20 protein-coding genes are annotated in these 16,567 nt (G+C 28.0%); 2 read left to right on the forward strand and 18 right to left on the reverse strand.

The genetic code is table 11. From position 1 onward, the window contains the following. Nucleotides 1-28: 28 nt before the first annotated feature. A complete protein-coding gene (gene bamE, locus ACTTA5_RS05365; protein WP_440648518.1) occupies nucleotides 29-514 on the forward strand; it encodes an outer membrane protein assembly factor BamE domain-containing protein in 486 nt (161 codons plus the stop codon). Here bamE and ACTTA5_RS05370 read toward each other — a convergent pair. The 11 genes from ACTTA5_RS05370 to ACTTA5_RS05420 all read right to left on the reverse strand — a co-directional run bounded on the left by ACTTA5_RS05370 (nucleotide 501) and on the right by ACTTA5_RS05420 (nucleotide 10,029). After that, nucleotides 501-2,606, reverse strand: a complete 2,106-nt coding sequence (locus ACTTA5_RS05370) for a sodium-translocating pyrophosphatase (RefSeq protein WP_440648520.1) — start codon at nucleotides 2,604-2,606, stop codon at nucleotides 501-503. The genes bamE and ACTTA5_RS05370 overlap by 14 nt on opposite strands. A 76-nt stretch (nucleotides 2,607-2,682) precedes the next feature. Further along, nucleotides 2,683-3,642, reverse strand: coding sequence for a thiamine-phosphate kinase (gene thiL, locus ACTTA5_RS05375; RefSeq protein ID WP_440648522.1), 960 nt, complete (start codon nucleotides 3,640-3,642; stop codon nucleotides 2,683-2,685). Beyond that, complete coding sequence (locus tag ACTTA5_RS05380) at nucleotides 3,635-4,036, reverse strand: transcription antitermination factor NusB (protein ID WP_262589163.1); 402 nt, start codon at nucleotides 4,034-4,036, stop codon at nucleotides 3,635-3,637. Before ACTTA5_RS05380 ends, thiL begins: the two co-directional genes overlap by 8 nt. Then, nucleotides 4,033-4,422: a 6,7-dimethyl-8-ribityllumazine synthase gene (gene ribH, locus ACTTA5_RS05385; RefSeq protein WP_440648524.1), complete on the reverse strand. Its 390-nt coding sequence runs from the start codon at nucleotides 4,420-4,422 to the stop codon at nucleotides 4,033-4,035. The genes ACTTA5_RS05380 and ribH overlap by 4 nt, the downstream gene beginning before the upstream one ends. Further along, on the reverse strand, nucleotides 4,422-5,522 hold the full coding sequence (gene ribB / locus ACTTA5_RS05390) for a 3,4-dihydroxy-2-butanone-4-phosphate synthase (protein WP_440648526.1): 1,101 nt from the start codon (nucleotides 5,520-5,522) through the stop codon (nucleotides 4,422-4,424). Before ribB ends, ribH begins: the two co-directional genes overlap by 1 nt. Continuing rightward, nucleotides 5,509-6,102 carry a riboflavin synthase gene (locus ACTTA5_RS05395; protein WP_440648528.1) on the reverse strand — a complete coding sequence of 198 codons (594 nt, stop codon included), beginning with the start codon at nucleotides 6,100-6,102 and terminating at the stop codon, nucleotides 5,509-5,511. The genes ribB and ACTTA5_RS05395 overlap by 14 nt, the downstream gene beginning before the upstream one ends. Beyond that, nucleotides 6,095-7,207, reverse strand: coding sequence for a bifunctional diaminohydroxyphosphoribosylaminopyrimidine deaminase/5-amino-6-(5-phosphoribosylamino)uracil reductase RibD (ribD, locus tag ACTTA5_RS05400; RefSeq protein ID WP_440648530.1), 1,113 nt, complete (start codon nucleotides 7,205-7,207; stop codon nucleotides 6,095-6,097). The genes ACTTA5_RS05395 and ribD overlap by 8 nt, the downstream gene beginning before the upstream one ends. Continuing rightward, nucleotides 7,188-7,646 carry a transcriptional regulator NrdR gene (nrdR, locus tag ACTTA5_RS05405; RefSeq protein WP_075506746.1) on the reverse strand — a complete coding sequence of 153 codons (459 nt, stop codon included), beginning with the start codon at nucleotides 7,644-7,646 and terminating at the stop codon, nucleotides 7,188-7,190. Before nrdR ends, ribD begins: the two co-directional genes overlap by 20 nt. A gap of 3 nt (nucleotides 7,647-7,649) precedes the next feature. Then, nucleotides 7,650-8,957: a serine hydroxymethyltransferase gene (gene glyA / locus ACTTA5_RS05410; RefSeq protein WP_440648532.1), complete on the reverse strand. Its 1,308-nt coding sequence runs from the start codon at nucleotides 8,955-8,957 to the stop codon at nucleotides 7,650-7,652. A 6-nt stretch (nucleotides 8,958-8,963) separates the two neighbouring features. Further along, nucleotides 8,964-9,389 (reverse strand): ribose 5-phosphate isomerase B, encoded by a 426-nt coding sequence (gene rpiB, locus ACTTA5_RS05415; RefSeq protein ID WP_075506748.1) that lies wholly within the window; start codon nucleotides 9,387-9,389, stop codon nucleotides 8,964-8,966. A 1-nt stretch (nucleotide 9,390) separates the two neighbouring features. Continuing rightward, nucleotides 9,391-10,029, reverse strand: coding sequence for an aspartyl/asparaginyl beta-hydroxylase domain-containing protein (locus ACTTA5_RS05420; RefSeq protein WP_262589157.1), 639 nt, complete (start codon nucleotides 10,027-10,029; stop codon nucleotides 9,391-9,393). A gap of 73 nt (nucleotides 10,030-10,102) precedes the next feature. Here ACTTA5_RS05420 and hemB point away from each other — a divergent pair, with 73 nt between their 5' ends. Next, complete coding sequence (gene hemB, locus ACTTA5_RS05425; protein ID WP_440648534.1) at nucleotides 10,103-11,092, forward strand: porphobilinogen synthase; 990 nt, start codon at nucleotides 10,103-10,105, stop codon at nucleotides 11,090-11,092. On the opposite strand, the gene recO is transcribed toward hemB, so the two are convergent. Genes recO through ACTTA5_RS05460 form a run of 7 tightly spaced genes read right to left on the reverse strand, consistent with a single transcriptional unit; the run spans nucleotide 11,093 to nucleotide 16,565 of the window. Then, on the reverse strand, nucleotides 11,093-11,773 hold the full coding sequence (gene recO / locus ACTTA5_RS05430) for a DNA repair protein RecO (protein ID WP_440648536.1): 681 nt from the start codon (nucleotides 11,771-11,773) through the stop codon (nucleotides 11,093-11,095). A 1-nt stretch (nucleotide 11,774) separates the two neighbouring features. After that, entirely contained in the window at nucleotides 11,775-12,440 is a 666-nt protein-coding gene (rnc, locus tag ACTTA5_RS05435; protein WP_440648538.1) for a ribonuclease III, read from the reverse strand. Next, the gene (lepB, locus tag ACTTA5_RS05440; RefSeq protein ID WP_440648540.1) at nucleotides 12,440-13,177 is read right to left on the reverse strand and encodes a signal peptidase I; all 738 of its coding nucleotides are present in this window, start codon (nucleotides 13,175-13,177) and stop codon (nucleotides 12,440-12,442) included. Before lepB ends, rnc begins: the two co-directional genes overlap by 1 nt. Beyond that, complete coding sequence (acpS, locus tag ACTTA5_RS05445; RefSeq protein ID WP_440648542.1) at nucleotides 13,177-13,560, reverse strand: holo-ACP synthase; 384 nt, start codon at nucleotides 13,558-13,560, stop codon at nucleotides 13,177-13,179. The genes lepB and acpS overlap by 1 nt, the downstream gene beginning before the upstream one ends. Further along, complete coding sequence (locus tag ACTTA5_RS05450) at nucleotides 13,560-14,279, reverse strand: pyridoxine 5'-phosphate synthase (RefSeq protein ID WP_440648544.1); 720 nt, start codon at nucleotides 14,277-14,279, stop codon at nucleotides 13,560-13,562. The genes acpS and ACTTA5_RS05450 overlap by 1 nt, the downstream gene beginning before the upstream one ends. Continuing rightward, nucleotides 14,276-14,863, reverse strand: a complete 588-nt coding sequence (pyrE, locus tag ACTTA5_RS05455; RefSeq protein ID WP_440648546.1) for an orotate phosphoribosyltransferase — start codon at nucleotides 14,861-14,863, stop codon at nucleotides 14,276-14,278. The genes ACTTA5_RS05450 and pyrE overlap by 4 nt, the downstream gene beginning before the upstream one ends. After that, entirely contained in the window at nucleotides 14,820-16,565 is a 1,746-nt protein-coding gene (locus ACTTA5_RS05460) for a RelA/SpoT family protein (RefSeq protein ID WP_440648548.1), read from the reverse strand. The genes pyrE and ACTTA5_RS05460 overlap by 44 nt, the downstream gene beginning before the upstream one ends. Nucleotides 16,566-16,567 lie beyond the last annotated feature (2 nt).

The following is a 16,567-nucleotide window of genomic DNA, read 5'->3' on the forward strand; positions in this document are numbered from 1 at the left end:
GTTATAAATATTTATAAAATTATTACTCATGAAAAAAATAATATATATAATATTTGTTTTTATTATATTTTCAAATTGTTCCTTTGAACCTGTAGTATATCATCATGGGGTGCATTTTTTAAAAAAAAAACAAAGCTCCCTAATTATTAATAAAACTAATAAAAACGATATTAAAAAAATTTTAGGTAATCCCTCAACAAAAAGTAAATTTGATAATGATATTTGGATATATATTGAACGTAAAGAAACTGCATCAAAAATAAAAAATTTGGGTAGAGTGAAAGTTTTTGAAAATAATGTATTGGTTTTAGAGATAGATAAATATGGTATTTTGAAAGAAAAAAAATTTTATGATAAAAATAGCATGGAAAATATCAAAATTTCAAAAAATGATACAAACACAAATTTTGAAAAGAACAGTTTTATTTATAATTTTTTTTCAAGTATGAGACAAAAATTAAATGACCCTCTTGGAACGAGGGCCAATAAACGAAAAGATATTAACCAGCGATAACTGCTAACAATAATAAAGCTACAATATTTGTAATCTTAATCATTGGATTAACAGCTGGACCTGCTGTATCTTTATATGGATCTCCAACAGTGTCACCTGTTACAGCAGCTTTATGAGCTTCTGAACCTTTTCCACCATGATTTCCGTCTTCAATATATTTCTTAGCATTATCCCATGCGCCACCTCCAGCAGTCATAGAAACTGCCACAAATAGTCCTGTAATTATAACACCTAAAAGCATAGCTCCGACTGCAGCTAAAGCTGCAACCTGACCACCTATTGATAGAATTATAAAATATAAAACTACTGGTGATAGTACTGGCAATAATGATGGAATTATCATTTCCTTGATTGCTGCAACAGTCAATAAATCAACTAATTTTGCATAATCAGGTTTTTGTTTTCTTTTCATGATACCTGGGAATTTTTTAAACTGTCTTCTAACTTCTACTACTACGGCACCACCCGCTCTTCCAACAGCCTGCATTCCCATAGATCCAAATAAGTAAGGCAACATTCCACCAATTAATAATCCAACAACAACATAAGGGTTTGATAAATCAAAAGTTACAACGATACCTTCAAGAGCAGAACCTGATTCTTTAGAAAAATGTTTTATATCTTCCGTGTAAGCTGCAAATAAAACTAGTGCACCTAAACCAGCAGAACCAATTGCATATCCTTTTGTTACAGCTTTTGTGGTGTTACCAACAGCATCTAAAGCATCTGTTGTTTTTCTAACTTTTTTATCCAAGTTAGACATTTCGGCTATCCCGCCAGCATTATCAGTTACTGGACCGTAAGCGTCTAACGCAACAACCATTCCAGCTAATGCAAGCATTGTTGTAACAGCGATTGCAATACCAAATAGGCCAGCAATAGAATTTGTAATTAAGATACCTGCAACAATGATTAATGCAGGTATAGCTGTTGCTTCCATTGATACAGCCAAACCTTGAATAACATTAGTTCCATGACCAGTTGTTGATGATAAAGCAACAGATTTAACAGGTCTATAATTTGTTCCAGTGTAATATTCTGTAATCCAGATTAGTAAACCAGTAATAACTAAACCAATTACTCCACAATAATATAAATCCATTCCATTAAACGTATTTCCATTAACAGTGTATTCATTTGTAAAACCAATAACGTGATCTGTTACAGGCCAAAGAATAGCCAATGATGCAACAGCAGATACAATAAATCCTTTATACAATGCGTTCATCACATTGTTGTCTTTTCCAAGCTTAACAAAGAATGTACCTATAATAGATGTTAATAAACAAGCAGCGCCAATTGTAAGAGGATAAATCATCATATTGAGATCACCTACGAAGAAAATTGATGATAAAACCATGGTAGCAACAATAGTAACCGCATATGTTTCAAATAAATCAGCTGCCATACCTGCACAGTCACCAACATTATCTCCAACGTTATCTGCAATTACAGCTGGATTTCTAGGATCATCTTCAGGAATACCGGCTTCAACTTTACCAACTAGATCGGCACCTACATCTGCACCTTTAGTGAAAATACCTCCACCTAATCTTGCAAAAATTGAAATTAAAGAAGCACCAAAACCTAAAGCAACTAGAGCATTTACAATCTCTCTCTCATCAACATCATATTTAAGTAATAAAAAATAATAAACTGCTATAGCCAACAATGCTAAACCAGCAACCAACATACCAGTTACAGCACCAGATTTAAAAGCCACTGAAAGACCTTGAGCTAGACCTTTTCTTGAAGCTTCAGCAGTTCTAACATTAGCTTCTACAGAAACTAACATACCAACATATCCTGCAATACCAGATAATGCTGCACCTATTAAATAACCAAGACCAACTAACGGACTAAACGCAATACTAACAATTACAAGAACAGCTGCACCAACAATTGCAATTGTCTTGTATTGTCTTGCTAGATAAGCTTTTGCTCCGATTTGAATAGCTGAAGCAATATCTTGCATTTTTGCATTTCCTGCACTTGAATTTAAAATGTTTTTTCCAGTTAAAAATCCATAAACGATAGATAAAAAACCAGCTCCGATTGTGTATAATAAAATAGTTTCGACAGTTGCACTCATATAACCCTTAGTTGTTGGTTGTTAATTTTTTAAGCCCGGACAATACAAAAAAAGTCAAAAAAGACAATAATTAACTTCAAAATTGGTGGATATAACCACCTGTATTATTGGCGATTTCTCTATCTTTTTGATCTAAAATTAAAGACTTGTTTTTACCAGATAAAATATTTCCAATTTTAGAAATTTTTACACCAAGAGATTTACTTAATTTATTTATGATTCTGGCATTGTTTGGTCTAGCAGTAAACAAAATTTGATAATCATCTCCATTAGAAACTAGATCAATTTTATTTAAATTCTTACTATTAATTAGGTTGTTAAGATTTCTTGATACAGGAATGGATTTTTCATAAATTTTATAAGAAACATTTTGCTTGTTTATTAATTTATTCAAATCTGCGATTAAACCATCAGATATATCCATAGAACTTGTTGCTAGAGAAAGTAAATTTTTAGAAAACTTATTTTGGATATCGGGCATATAATATTTGTTGATAAAATACTTAGTTTTAGATTTATTCAACTTAATTTTATTTTTTAAAATCTGTAGTCCGATAAAACTATCACCTAAATTTCCTGTAACATATATATCATTATTTACATTAGATTGATTTCTATAGATTATTTTTTTTGAGTAACCAACTGAGGTTATTGTAAAGCTAAGTTTATTAGAAAAAGTTGTATCTCCTCCTCCTAATAATAAATCATATTTTTTCTGCTCTTCCCTTAAAGAATTGGATATTTTTTTAAGATTTTTTTTTGTAAAGTTTTTTTTGTTCCCTGATCCAGCAATAAAATAATATTTTGGCTTAACTCCTTTACAAATCAAATCAGAAATTGAAGATCTTAAAATTTTTTTAATAACTAAATCTGGTCTTTTAAAATCTATAAAATGTGTACCTATGTTGTATGTGTCTACTGAAATAACTAATCCTTTTTTTTTATCAAAAAAAACATCATCATTTAAACTTAAAGCAGCCTTATTTTTTTTAGAAATATTAAAAAAATAATTATTTATTAATTCAAATTCATGCATTTGTTCTTAATTTTTTTCCAACATTGTCAAGCAAAGCATTTAGGTACTTAGTTTGTGAATTTTCTAAGAAATAATTTGATGAATTTAAATACTCTTTAATAATAATGTTTAAGGATAAATTAGGTTTGTACATTAATTCGTATGTAGCAGCTTTTAAAATAGTTTGAAAAACCTTGTCTAAATTTTCAAAGACAAATTCATCACCTAATTTATTTTTTAATTCATCTATAATTAGATCATTTCTTTCGATAGTTCCTAGTACAATATCTTTAATAAATTTTTTAAATCTGTGTTTTGGAAACTGTAATTCATCATCTTCGTTATAAAATTTACCATAGAGTTTTTGAATTATTATAACCCTAGGATTATTTTTTGGATTAAAATGTGTTCTCATTTTTGAGATAGAACAGAAATTACTGCTTCAGCTGCTTCCGCACCTTTTTTCTTTCTCGCTTTAGCTTGAGACATATTCAAACAAGTAATTATTCCATTCCCAATTGGTTTTTTACTTGAAATTGATAATTCCATAATACCATTAGTTGTTGCTTGAGAAATAAAATCAAAGTGAGGAGTTTGACCTTTAATAACACAGCCTAAAGCTAAAAAGGCATCATGCTTATTTATGTTTTTTGAAATAGTTACTGGGATTTCAAAAGCTCCTGGAACATTAATAACTTTTATATTATTTGTTTTTGAGATTAATTTTAAAGCACTTTTAAGTAGTCCATCTGCAATATCTTTGTAATAATCAGCTATAACAATCAAAATTTTTTTCTTCATTATATCAATTCTTGTTTAGTAATTTTTATACCATAACCATCTAAACCAATAACTTTTTTTGGAGATTTTGTGATTAATATCATATTTTTAATTTTCAAATCTTTTATAATTTGAGCTCCAATTCCGTAATTTCTTATTAATTTATCATTACCCTTTTTATAAAAATCTTTATTTTTATAATCTTTTAGAGTTTGTGTTACAGATTTTAAATTAGAGTCTTTAATAAAGATTAATACACAATTGTTATATTTTTTAAAATAATTCAAAGTTTTGTTAAATGAGTTTGGTAATTGTTGATTAATTAAATAATTTTGAACTACATTTGAAGAGATCACTCTTACCCTTGGGGTAATACCCTTTTTTATTTTTCCTTTAATTAGAGCAAAATGTTCTGCACCATCAATTAAATTTTCATAAATTCGAATATTATACTTTTGATCTTTTACAATTATTGAGCTTTGTTTTTTTAATTTAATTAATTTTTCTTTTTTAAGTCTATAAGCAATCAAATCTTCAATCTTACCTATTTTAAGTTTATGCTTATTTGCAAAATTAAATAAATCGTTACCTTTGGCCATTGTTCCATCTTCGTTCATAATTTCACAAATAACAGCTGAATTATTTTTTTTTGCTAATTTTGAGATATCAACTGAAGCTTCTGTATGCCCAGCTCTAACGAGTACACCTCCATCTTTTGCTATTATTGGAAAAACATGACCTGGAGATACAATTTCATTTTTGTTAGCATTTTTCTTTGAAGCAACTTTAATTGTTTTGGCTCTATCCTTTGCTGAAATTCCTGTTGTGATTCCTTTTTTTGCTTCAATAGATATTGTAAATGCAGTTTTATTTCTTGATTGATTAATTGGTGACATTAATGAAAGGTTTAATTTTTTAGCCTGAACACTATCGAGAGCCAAACAAATTAAACCTCTGCCATACTTGGCCATAAAATTTATATTTTTAGAATTAGTATCCGATGTCGATATTACTAAATCACCCTCATTTTCTCTTTTTTCATCATCAACTAATATGAACATCCCACCTTTTCTGGCAATGTTAATAATAGTTTCAATTGATTCAAAATTATTTTTTGTCATTAAAATAATTTCTTACATATTTAGACAAGATATCAATCTCAATATTTACCAAACTAGATTTTTTTAAAGTAGATAAATTGGTCTCTTTATAAGTATGGGGAATAATCCAAATTTGAAAACCTTTTTTTGTAATTTTTGAAATTGTAAGAGAGATGCCATTTACACATATTGACGCCTTCTCTATTAGGTGTTTTCTCTCCTTTTTTGGTATTTCAAAATCAAAAAGATAAGATTTATCTATTTTATTAATACTATTAACTATTCCAACCGTATCAACATGACCTTGGCAGATATGACCAGAAATTTTAGTTCCATATTTCAAAGGTAACTCTAAGTTCAAAACATCATTTATTTTTAGAAATTTAAATTTGGATCTAATTAAAGTTTCATTAGATAAATAAAACTCCATTATTTTTGATTTATACGAAATTAGTGTGAGACACACTCCATCACATGCAACTGACAATCCCATATCTTTTGATGAAACCTTTAAGCTACTTTTAACAAATATATTGATACCTTTTGGTCTTTTGGCAATTCTTTTGACAATACCTTGGTTATATATAATTCCGTTAAACATAGTTTTTGTAAAATTCTATTTTATCCTTTTTTAATTTAAGGTTTAGTTTTGACTTATATCTATATTTTGATTTTAAAGTATTTAAACTGTTAAATTCAACAAATTCAGAATTTTTAGACAAATTTTTGGAACTTTTAAAAAAATAAAATTTATTAAAAATTTTATCATTTATGAATGATTTTGTAAGTTTATCTCCACCTTCAACCAATAAATTTCTACTTCCTAAAGAATAAATTTTTTTTAATATCTCTTTTAAATTGAATTCTTTATTTTTATTAATTTTAGATTTTATTAATAAGACTTTTTTAGATTTAAATAATGAGATTTTTGATTTTGTTGCTTCATTATAAAAAATAATTGTTTTTATTTTAGTTGCAGATTTTATTAAGTAAGAATTTGGATTAGAATTTAGCTTATTATCTAAAATGACTCTTATAGGTGAAAAATTATTTTTGTTTTTAAGTCTACAATTGAGTTTTGGATTATCCTTATTTAAGGTTTTGTGTGAAATTAATATCGTATCATTTTTATATCTTAAAAAATGTGAAAACTTATCAGAATAAATATTAGTAATTTTTTGCTTTTCTTTACTATAAATTAAATTGTTCTTTGAAACTGCAATTTTACCTGTAACAAAAGGTATTTTATTTTTTCTGTTAAAAAAATAAGGATAGTAAAACCGACTGATTTCTTTTTTTAAAAGATTTTTTCTAACTTTTATTTTACTTGATTTTAAAACTTTAAAAGATTTTCCACTAACACGTTCGTCAATATCAGAATTTGAGTAAATAACTTCTGATATTTTTGATTTAATTATTAAATTTGTACAAGGTGGTGTTTTTCCTTTATGACAACACGGTTCTAATGTGACATACATCTTTGAACCAGCAACATTTTCAATAGAGTCTTTAATTGCATTTCGTTCAGCATGAGGCCTTCCATCATGTGAAGTCTGTCCTATAGATATAATTTTATTATTTTTAACAATTACACATCCAACAGATGGATTTGTACCGGTTAAACCTTCGCGAGCAATTGCCAAATTAAGGGCAATTTGCATGAATTGTTTATCTTTACTGGTAAATTTATCTTTTTTTGTAGACATCTAATCTGTCCACGAATTGCACAAAGTCTTTTTCTTCTCTAAAATTTCTATAAACGGAAGCAAAACGCACGTATGCTACAGGATCAAGCTCTTTTAATCCTTCCATAACCATTGTTCCAATTGTACTAGTTGATATTTCTGTTTGTCCAAGTTCTTCTAATGATCTTGAAATTTTACTTATAAATTTCTCAGCAGTTTCCGTATCAATTGGTCTCTTTTTTAATGCTATATAGATTGATTTAGATAGTTTATCTCTGTCAAAAGAAGATTTTCTTCCATTTTTTTTAACAACCATTAATTCTCTAAATTGAATTCTTTCAAAGGTAGTAAATCTTTCACCACATATACATAATCGTCTTCTTCTTATTGCAGTTCCATCTTCAGTTGGTCTAGAATCTACAACTGACGTATCACCTTTTTTTTCACAAGGACAAATCATTATTTATAAATTTTTATATATTGGAAATGACGAAGTTAGGTTAATAACTTCATTTCTTACTTCGTTTTCAACTTTACTGTTATCATCAGGATTTTCAGATAAACCTTTAATAGTTTTTGTTATCAATTCACCTACAGTTTTAAATTCATTTAATCCAAATCCACGTGTAGTAGCCGCTTGAGTGCCCAGTCTAATTCCCGATGTTACCATTGGCTTCTCTGTATCAAAAGGTATTCCATTTTTATTACATGTTATGTTAGCTCTTGATAGACTTTCCGCTGCAAGATTTCCTTTAACATTAAAAGGTCTTAAGTCAACAAGCATTAAATGAGTATCAGTTCCATCTGAATAAATTTTAAATCCATTGTTTTTTAAAGTTTCAGCTAAGATTTTTGCATTAGCTAAAACGGATTTTATATAATCTTGAAATTCTGGTTGAAGAGCTTCTAAAAAACCAGCAGCTTTAGCAGCAATAATATGCATCAAAGGTCCACCTTGATAACCAGGGAAGACAGCTGTGTTAAACTTTTTACCAAGCTCCTCGTCATTAGATAATATTATTCCGCCTCTTGCACTTCTAAAAACTTTATGTGTAGTTGAGGTTACAACATGAGCATAATCACATGGATTTGGATAACCTTTACCAGCCACAAGTCCTGAGAAATGTGCCATATCAACCATTAAATAGGCTCCTACTTTATCAGCTATTTCTCTAAATCTTTTAAAATCTATTACTCGAGAATAAGCACTGCCGCCTGCTATTATTAATTTAGGCTTGTGTTCTAAAGCAAGTTTTTCAACATTATCATAATCAATAAGTTCAGACTCTTTATCAACGTCATAACCTATAGCGTTAAACCATTTACCTGACATAGATATTTTCAATCCGTGTGTTATGTGTCCACCTGAATTTAAACTCATTCCCATAAATGTATCTCCAGGATTTAATAAAGCTAAAAATACAGCTCCATTTGCTTGGGCTCCAGAGTGAGGTTGTGCGTTTGCATATTTACAATTAAATAATTTTTTTAATCTCTCAATTGCAAGACTTTCTGCAACATCGACATGTTCGCAACCATTATAGTATCTTTTTCCAGGATATCCTTCGGCATACTTATTAGTTAAAACTGATCCTTGAGCTTCAAGAACTGCTTGAGAAACTATATTTTCTGATGCAATTAATTCTATATGTTGTTGTTGTCTTAAGAGTTCGTCTTTTATAGCTTTATATAATTCAGGGTCCTTGCTAGACAAACCATCTTCGAAGAAACTCTTATAACTATCGTTTAAATAACTTTTTTCACTAGACATAATTAATTATATTTTTTTTACTCTTTTTAAGTGTCTCCCACCTTCGAACTTTGTATTTAAAAAAATGCTAATAAATTTTAATGCATTTTTTTTAGTTAGTAATCTAGATCCTAATGTAATGATATTTGCATCATTATGCAATCTAGATAATTTAGTAGATTTTTCATTAAAGCATTGAGCGGCTCTAACATTTTTATGTTTATTTGCTGCAATATTCATTCCAGTTCCTGATCCACATACCAAAATACCAATATTTTTTTTAGATGAATTTACTTTTCTTGCAACTTTATGTGCATAATCTGGGTAATCAACGCTATTCTCATTTGAAGGACCAAAATCTTGGAAATTAATTTTTTTCTTTTCTAAATAAATTTTAATTGCTTCTTTAAGTTTAAAACCAGCGTGATCTGAAGAGATAAATATCTTTTTCAAATTAATTGAATTTATAATCTAGCACACAAGCAACAAGGTGGACTCTATTTTCTTCACCACCATTAAATGCATTATGATATTTTGTGTTATTAGTCACCCAAACAGAACCATCTGCAGGCATATGTTTTGCAACATTATCTATAACCATTAAGCATCCAGGATTAGTTACGATTGGAATATGCAATCTTGGTTCTGGATCTCTATGCCAACTTAAAGTTGATCTTGGTTCTTTTAATAAAATCCTTACTCTACCCAATTTATATTTGCTTGATAAAACATCATAAACTTCTTTAAAATAAGTATTCTCATAATCTTTTATAAATTCAGAATAAGCTGCTTCATCAATTTCTACATCTCTAGAAACCTCTTTTCCAGTTTTATCAGGTTTAGTCCAATAAACACCTCTAGCTTTATTGCCTTTGATTGAATCAGGATCACCAGGAATTTGAGTTAATGAAATAGCTCCAAAGTGTGTTATCCCAGCATCTTCGAATTTTTTTGTCTTAATAATTTGGTTATAAGCCTCTTGAAGTTTATTTATATCAAATTTCAAGTTTTGTTTTTGAAAATCACTAAAATCTAAAATTCTTTCTTCTTTTTTTAGGTTTAGGTTTACAACTTTTGTGTTATCAATGCTCATAAAAATGGTTTTGTACTTAATTTAAGAGATATTTGTATAATACATTTGTCGCATTAATAAAGTAAATTTAAACATGATTGTAGGAAAATATCCAAGCCTAAGATTAAGAAGAAACAGAAAATCTTCCTGGACTAGAAAACTAATACAGGAAAATACCCTAAGTCCTAATGATTTTATTCTTCCAATTTTTCTTATTGATGGAGTAAATAAAAAACAACATATAAAATCGATGCCTGGCGTCTATAGGTATTCAGTAGATAGAATCAGTCAAGTTATCGACAAAGCGATAAGCAAAGGAATTCCAATGGTTGCTCTTTTCCCAAATACAAAAAAATCATTGAAAAATGAACTTGGATCAGAAGCACTCAATGAAAATAATCTTGTTTGTAGAGCATCAAGAATGATTAAAAAAAAATACAAAAATCAAATTGGAATTATGTGTGATGTTGCATTGGACCCTTATACCTCTCATGGACATGACGGATTAATTAAATCTGATAAAATTTTAAATGATGAAACAATTCAAGTTTTAATAAACCAATCTTTACTTCAAGCTGAAATGGGTTGCGATGTCTTAGCTCCATCAGATATGATGGATGGTAGGATTGGTAAAATTAGAAAAGCAATCGATCAAAACAATTTCCAAGAAGTTCAGATTTTATCTTATGCAGCAAAATATGCTTCCAGCTTTTATGGTCCCTTTAGGGATGCCGTCGGGTCAAAAAGTTCATTAAAAGGAGATAAAAAAACATATCAAATGGATTTTAGAAATTCTGACGAAGCATTGAGAGAAGTTGCTTTAGATATAAAAGAAGGAGCTGATATGGTTATGGTTAAACCAGGAATGCCATATCTAGATATAATTAAATCAATTAAAGAAAAATTCAAAATCCCAGTTTTTGCTTATCAAGTATCTGGAGAATACAGTTTAATAGAAAATGCTATTAATAAAAACCTTGTAAATAAAGATGCAGTGTATGAAAGTTTAGTGGCTTTCAAAAGAGCTGGTGCAAATGCAATTGTAAGTTATTACGCTGATCGAATTGACAAAATAATAAAGTAATCACCTTAAAGTATTAAGAAATAACAATCTATTATTTGGAAAATTAATATTATTTGGTTTTAAAATCGTTTTATCTAGATAATCATTAACTAACTTCAAACCTTTTAATAAAATTTTAATATCTTCAACCTCTTTATCTTTTTCAATAAGAAAGTTTGGAACATATTTTTTTTCATTTGATGATGAAACATAATAAACAGTTTCGTTATTTTCAGTATCTTTCTCTACTAAGTTTTGTAATTCTAAATCATAACCTAATATTTTGAGTAATTCTAATTCCCAAAAAATATATTTTTTTAACCAATTTTTATCTTGTAAAATTAAAAAGAAATTATGAATTATGAAAAAAACTTTTTCATTTGATTGTGCGTCTGCTGTTAAAATTTTAATCAAATTCATTGCAGAGGTTAAGCATGATAATTTTTGCCTATCATCAAAATACAAAGGACTGTAAGCATTTAAAATTTCAACTTTAAAATAGCCAATCCTATTTTCATTTTTTGAGTTATAATTAACATGCAATTTATTTCCTATTTGTAGATAATTTTTAATTTTTTTTGATGTTCCACCAAATATAATGCCTGACACTTTGCCTTTTTCTTTGGTGAAAATTTCTACAATTAAGGAGTTTTCGTTATATCTATTTTTACTTAACAAAAAACCTTCATCAGACCAATTCATATTATTTATTGAAACTATTTAAACACTCTGTGGCAGCACTTTGTTCGGCATTTTTTTTGGAATTGCCAATGCCAATAAAGTATTTTGTATTAGGTAATTTTACTCCTACTTTAAATACAGGTTTGTGTCTTGGTCCAGTGTTTGAGATTAATTTGTATTTAGGAAGACTTTTAAATTTTTTTAATGTTTGTTCTTGTAACTTGGTTTTGGCGTCAATTTCGGTAACAACGCTATCACTAATTTTTGCTTCCCACTGCATTAAAATAAATTTTTCAACAATATTAAAACCTTTATCGAGATAAATTGCTCCTATTAAAGCTTCACAACTATCTGCAATAATTTTATCTTCAATTTTTATTTTTTTATTTCTTGGATTAAAAGTTTTTATATATTTTTCTAAATTAATTGATTTTGCAATTTCAAGACAAGATTTTTTATTAACAAGTGAAGCAAATTTCTTATCAAGTATTCCCTCTTTTTCGTTAGGATAAATTTCTAATAATTTTTTAGCCATGACCAGTCCTAGTACACGATCACCTAAAAATTCAATTTTCTCATTATTTTTAGAGGAATTAAAACTTTTATGAGTAAGAGATTGGTCTAATAAATTTTTGTTTTTAAAAACTATATTTATTTTTTTTTCTAGTTCTTGATACTTTATTTTCATTAATTAATAACATTAAAGGTTCTTTTAAATCTTATAGATTTATGCCATTTCCAAAATTCAATAAAACTTCCTATTTTTTTATCAGATGAGAAAAAAATAAATTGAGCCTTACCAACCAAGTTATCTTTATGAACATAACCAACACTTGAAAGAAATCTGCTATCTTTAGAACAATCTCTATTATCACCTAAAAAGAAATAATGATCTTCTGGAACAGTAAAAATATCTGAATTTTGATAAGTGTAATTTTTTAAATAAACTGTATGAAATTTTTTACCATTAGGTAATTTTTCCTCAAACTTTAAAACGTCTATTGTTGTGTCACCACAATAAATTTTAGCTTTAAGTGGAATTTTAGATTTAAGTATTTCGCTACTATTTAAATATAGATTGGCATCAATAAACTGGATTTTATCTCCTGGCAGCCCAATTAAACGTTTTATATAATCTGTTCTATTGTCAGCTGGTGTTTTAAATACAATTACATCGCCTCTTTCAGGACTTTTAAACATTATTCTTTTACTAAGTATTGGCGGACTAAAAGGGAAAGAATGTTTACTATACCCATATGAATATTTCGTAACAAATAATCTGTCACCTACAAGTAATGTGGGTTCCATCGAAGAAGAAGGTATATAAAAAGGTTGCACTAAAAGTGATCTAATTATTACTGCAATTATCAAAGCATAAAACAAAGTTTTTATATTTTCTGAAAAAAAGTTTTTATCTAGTTTCATTATGATTGAATAATAGCAAATGCTGTTGAATATTTTTTTTCATCTGAAATGGATAGAAAACAATTATATTTTTTAATTTTAAATTTATTTTGGATTATCTTGGTGATTTTTTTGTTTGTAACATAATTTGGTTTACCCATTTTATCGTTAACTACTTCTATATCCTTAAAGTTCAATTTCATTCTAAATCCGGTACCCAAAGCTTTTGCAAATGCTTCTTTTGCTGCAAATCTTTTTGAAAAAAAAGCCACTTTATTCTTTATTAAGTATGATTGTCTTTGTTCTCTCACACTATAAACTCTGTTAATAAAAGATTTACTTTTTATAGCCTCTTTAATTCTTTTATTTTCAATTATATCAACTCCAATACCTAAAATTTTCATTAATTTTTAATAATTTTTTTAAAATCTTTAATTACTTTGGGTAGACCATAAAATATCGACTCACCAATAATAAAATGACCTATGTTGAATTCCTCAATTTCTCTAATTTTTGTTAAAATTTTAGTCGTTTTATAATCTAAACCATGACCCGCATGTACTTCTATATCTAGTTTAGATGCAAGTTTTGAGCTTTTTTTAATTCTATTTAATTCGCTTGAAAAATTTTTATGTGACTTAACATAATTAGCTAGTTTTCCAGTGTGAATTTCAACGCAATCCACATTTAATTTTTTTGAAAGTTTAATATCATTTAAATTGGGGTTGATAAATAAACTAGTTCTAATATTTGACTTTTTAAATTTAAAAATTATTTCTTTTAATTTTTTATAATTATCTTTTAGATTTAAACCACCTTCTGTAGTTATTTCTTTTCTATTTTCTGGAACAATACAAATGTAATTTGGTTTATATCTTAAAGCTTTTTTAATTATTTCACTATTCATTGAGACTTCAAGATTCACTAACACTTTATTCAAAGCACAAATCTCTTTAGTATCTAAATCTTTTATGTGCCTTCTATCTTCTCTCAAATGAATAGTTACTGAGTCTGCACCCAACTTTATAACTTCTTTTGCTGCAAAAACAGGATTGGGATGTTTTTCACCACGTGCATTACGCAGTGTTGCAATATGATCTATATTTACGCCTAGCCTTTTCACTTAATAAATCTACTTCCTGGGGTGGTAATGGGAATTGATTTTAGAGATTTAGGTATATTTTTAAGGTTATAGCTAGGAACATCTATTTTTAAATGAGAAACAATTTTATTTTTTATCTTCAGAGATTTTTTTGTTGATCTATCAATTATAGAAGCAAAACCAACGAGTTTTGCGTTTGATTTTTTTATAAGTTTCACACATTCCAAACTAGATTTACCAGTTGTAATCACATCTTCTATAATTAAAACCCTTGCTCCCTTTTTTATACTAAAACCTCTTCTGAGAGTAAATTTTCCATTCACCCTTTCGCAAAAAATTGTCTCTTTTTTTAAAATTTTACCAATTTCATAACCTATGATCACACCGCCCATTGCAGGAGCAAGTATTAAATCTATTTTTTTAAAATTTTTTTTAATTTTATTTGCTAATGATTTACAAATTTTGTCAGCTAAATTAGGAAAGCTTAAAAGTTTAGCACATTGAATATACTTTGGAGAGTGTAGTCCTGAGGATAAAACAAAATGTCCTTCTAATAACGCATCAGTCTTTTTTAAAATATTTAAGGATTTTTTGAGTGAAAGCATTTCTTTTTTCTTCGTGTCTAATTATCTTAAATTTTATACCTTTTTGCTTTAGCTCTGCAATAAAATTTGTAAAATTCTTAAGATTTCTGATTATTAATCTAAATTTAAAATTAATATAGTTTGGATTTTTACCAGCCATCTCTAAATTAGAAATGTTAAGTTTATGACTTCCAATTAAAGAACTTATATCACCAAGTTGACCAGGTTTATCAGGCAATGAAATCCAAAGTGTAGTGTTATATTTTTTTGTTTTTTCCTCTTTTTGTTCACCTTTGTCATGCCAATATCTTCTAATAGCAGCTCTTGCTTTACCTGTTTTGGTGGTAGGTATCCAATGCAGAGATGGTGAACTATTTTTAGATGTGAGAATGTTAACCCTATCACCATTTCTTAATATTGTTTGTAATTCACAGTTATTTCCATTTACTTCACAACCAATTGCGGAATTACCAATTTTAGTGTGAACAGCATAAGCAAAATCAATTGCTGTTGCATCTTTTGGTAATTTAATTACAGATCCTTTTGGTGTGAAGCAAAAAACATTTTCCTGAAACATTTGAAGCTTTGTATATTCATAAGAGTCCTCAGGATTTTCATTTTTTTCAATAATCTCCACTAAATCTTTTAACCAATCATACTCTTTCAAACTTAATGAATTAAATTTTTCAGAAGATTTATATTGCCAATGCGATGCAACACCTCTTTGTGCAAAGTCATGCATTTCTTTAGTTCTAATTTGAATCTCTATAGGCTTTTTATTTGAACCAATAACTGAAGTATGAATTGACTTATATCCATTTATTTTGGGCGAAGAGATGTAGTCTTTAAATTTACCAGGAATACAGTTCCATTTCTTATGAAATATACCAAGAGTTTTATAACAGTCATCAATAGTATCTAATATAATTCTAAAGCCAATGATGTCTGTTATCTGCTCTAATGAAACTCTTTTTTTTTGAACTTTTCTCCATATTGAAAATGGAGTTTTTTCTCTTCCATAAATTTCAGCATTAATTTCGTGATCATTCAATATTTCACTGAGTTCATATGATTGTTCTTCAAAAATATCTTTTCTATCTAATTTTATTTCATCAAGTCTTTTTTTTATTAATTTTCTTGCATCGTAATTTAAAATTTCAAACGATAAATCTTCAAGCTCATCACGTATTCTGTGCATACCCATTCTGTCTGCTAATGGAGCATAAATTTCCATTGTTTCTTGAGCAATCCTTTGTCTTTTTTCCGCTTTAGTAATTGCTTTAATCGTTCTCATGTTGTGCAATCTGTCTGCAATTTTTACTAACAAAACTCTAATATCTTTAGATGTTGCTAAAATTAATTTTCTAAAATTTTCTACTTTAGAATTTGATCCAGCTGTATTTTCAAAAACAGATATTTTAGTGACACCATCTACTAAGTCAGCAACCTCATCACCAAATTCAGCTTTTATTGTTTCATAAGTTGCAAAGGTATCTTCAATAGTGTCATGCAATAACCCAGTGGCAATTGTAGCACTGTCTAATTTTAACTCTGTTAAAATATTTGCAACTTCAATTGGATGTACAGAGTAAGGATCACCAGAAGCTCTCTTTTGACTCTTATGGGCCTTTACAGCAAAATTATAAGCTTTATCTAATTTTTCAGGATTTAAAAATTTATTATAATTTTTAACTTTATTAATTAGTTCATTAGAATTTAGCATAA

The sequence above is a fragment of the Candidatus Pelagibacter sp. HIMB1521 genome (genome assembly GCF_052047875.1).
Classification (GTDB): domain Bacteria; phylum Pseudomonadota; class Alphaproteobacteria; order Pelagibacterales; family Pelagibacteraceae; genus Pelagibacter.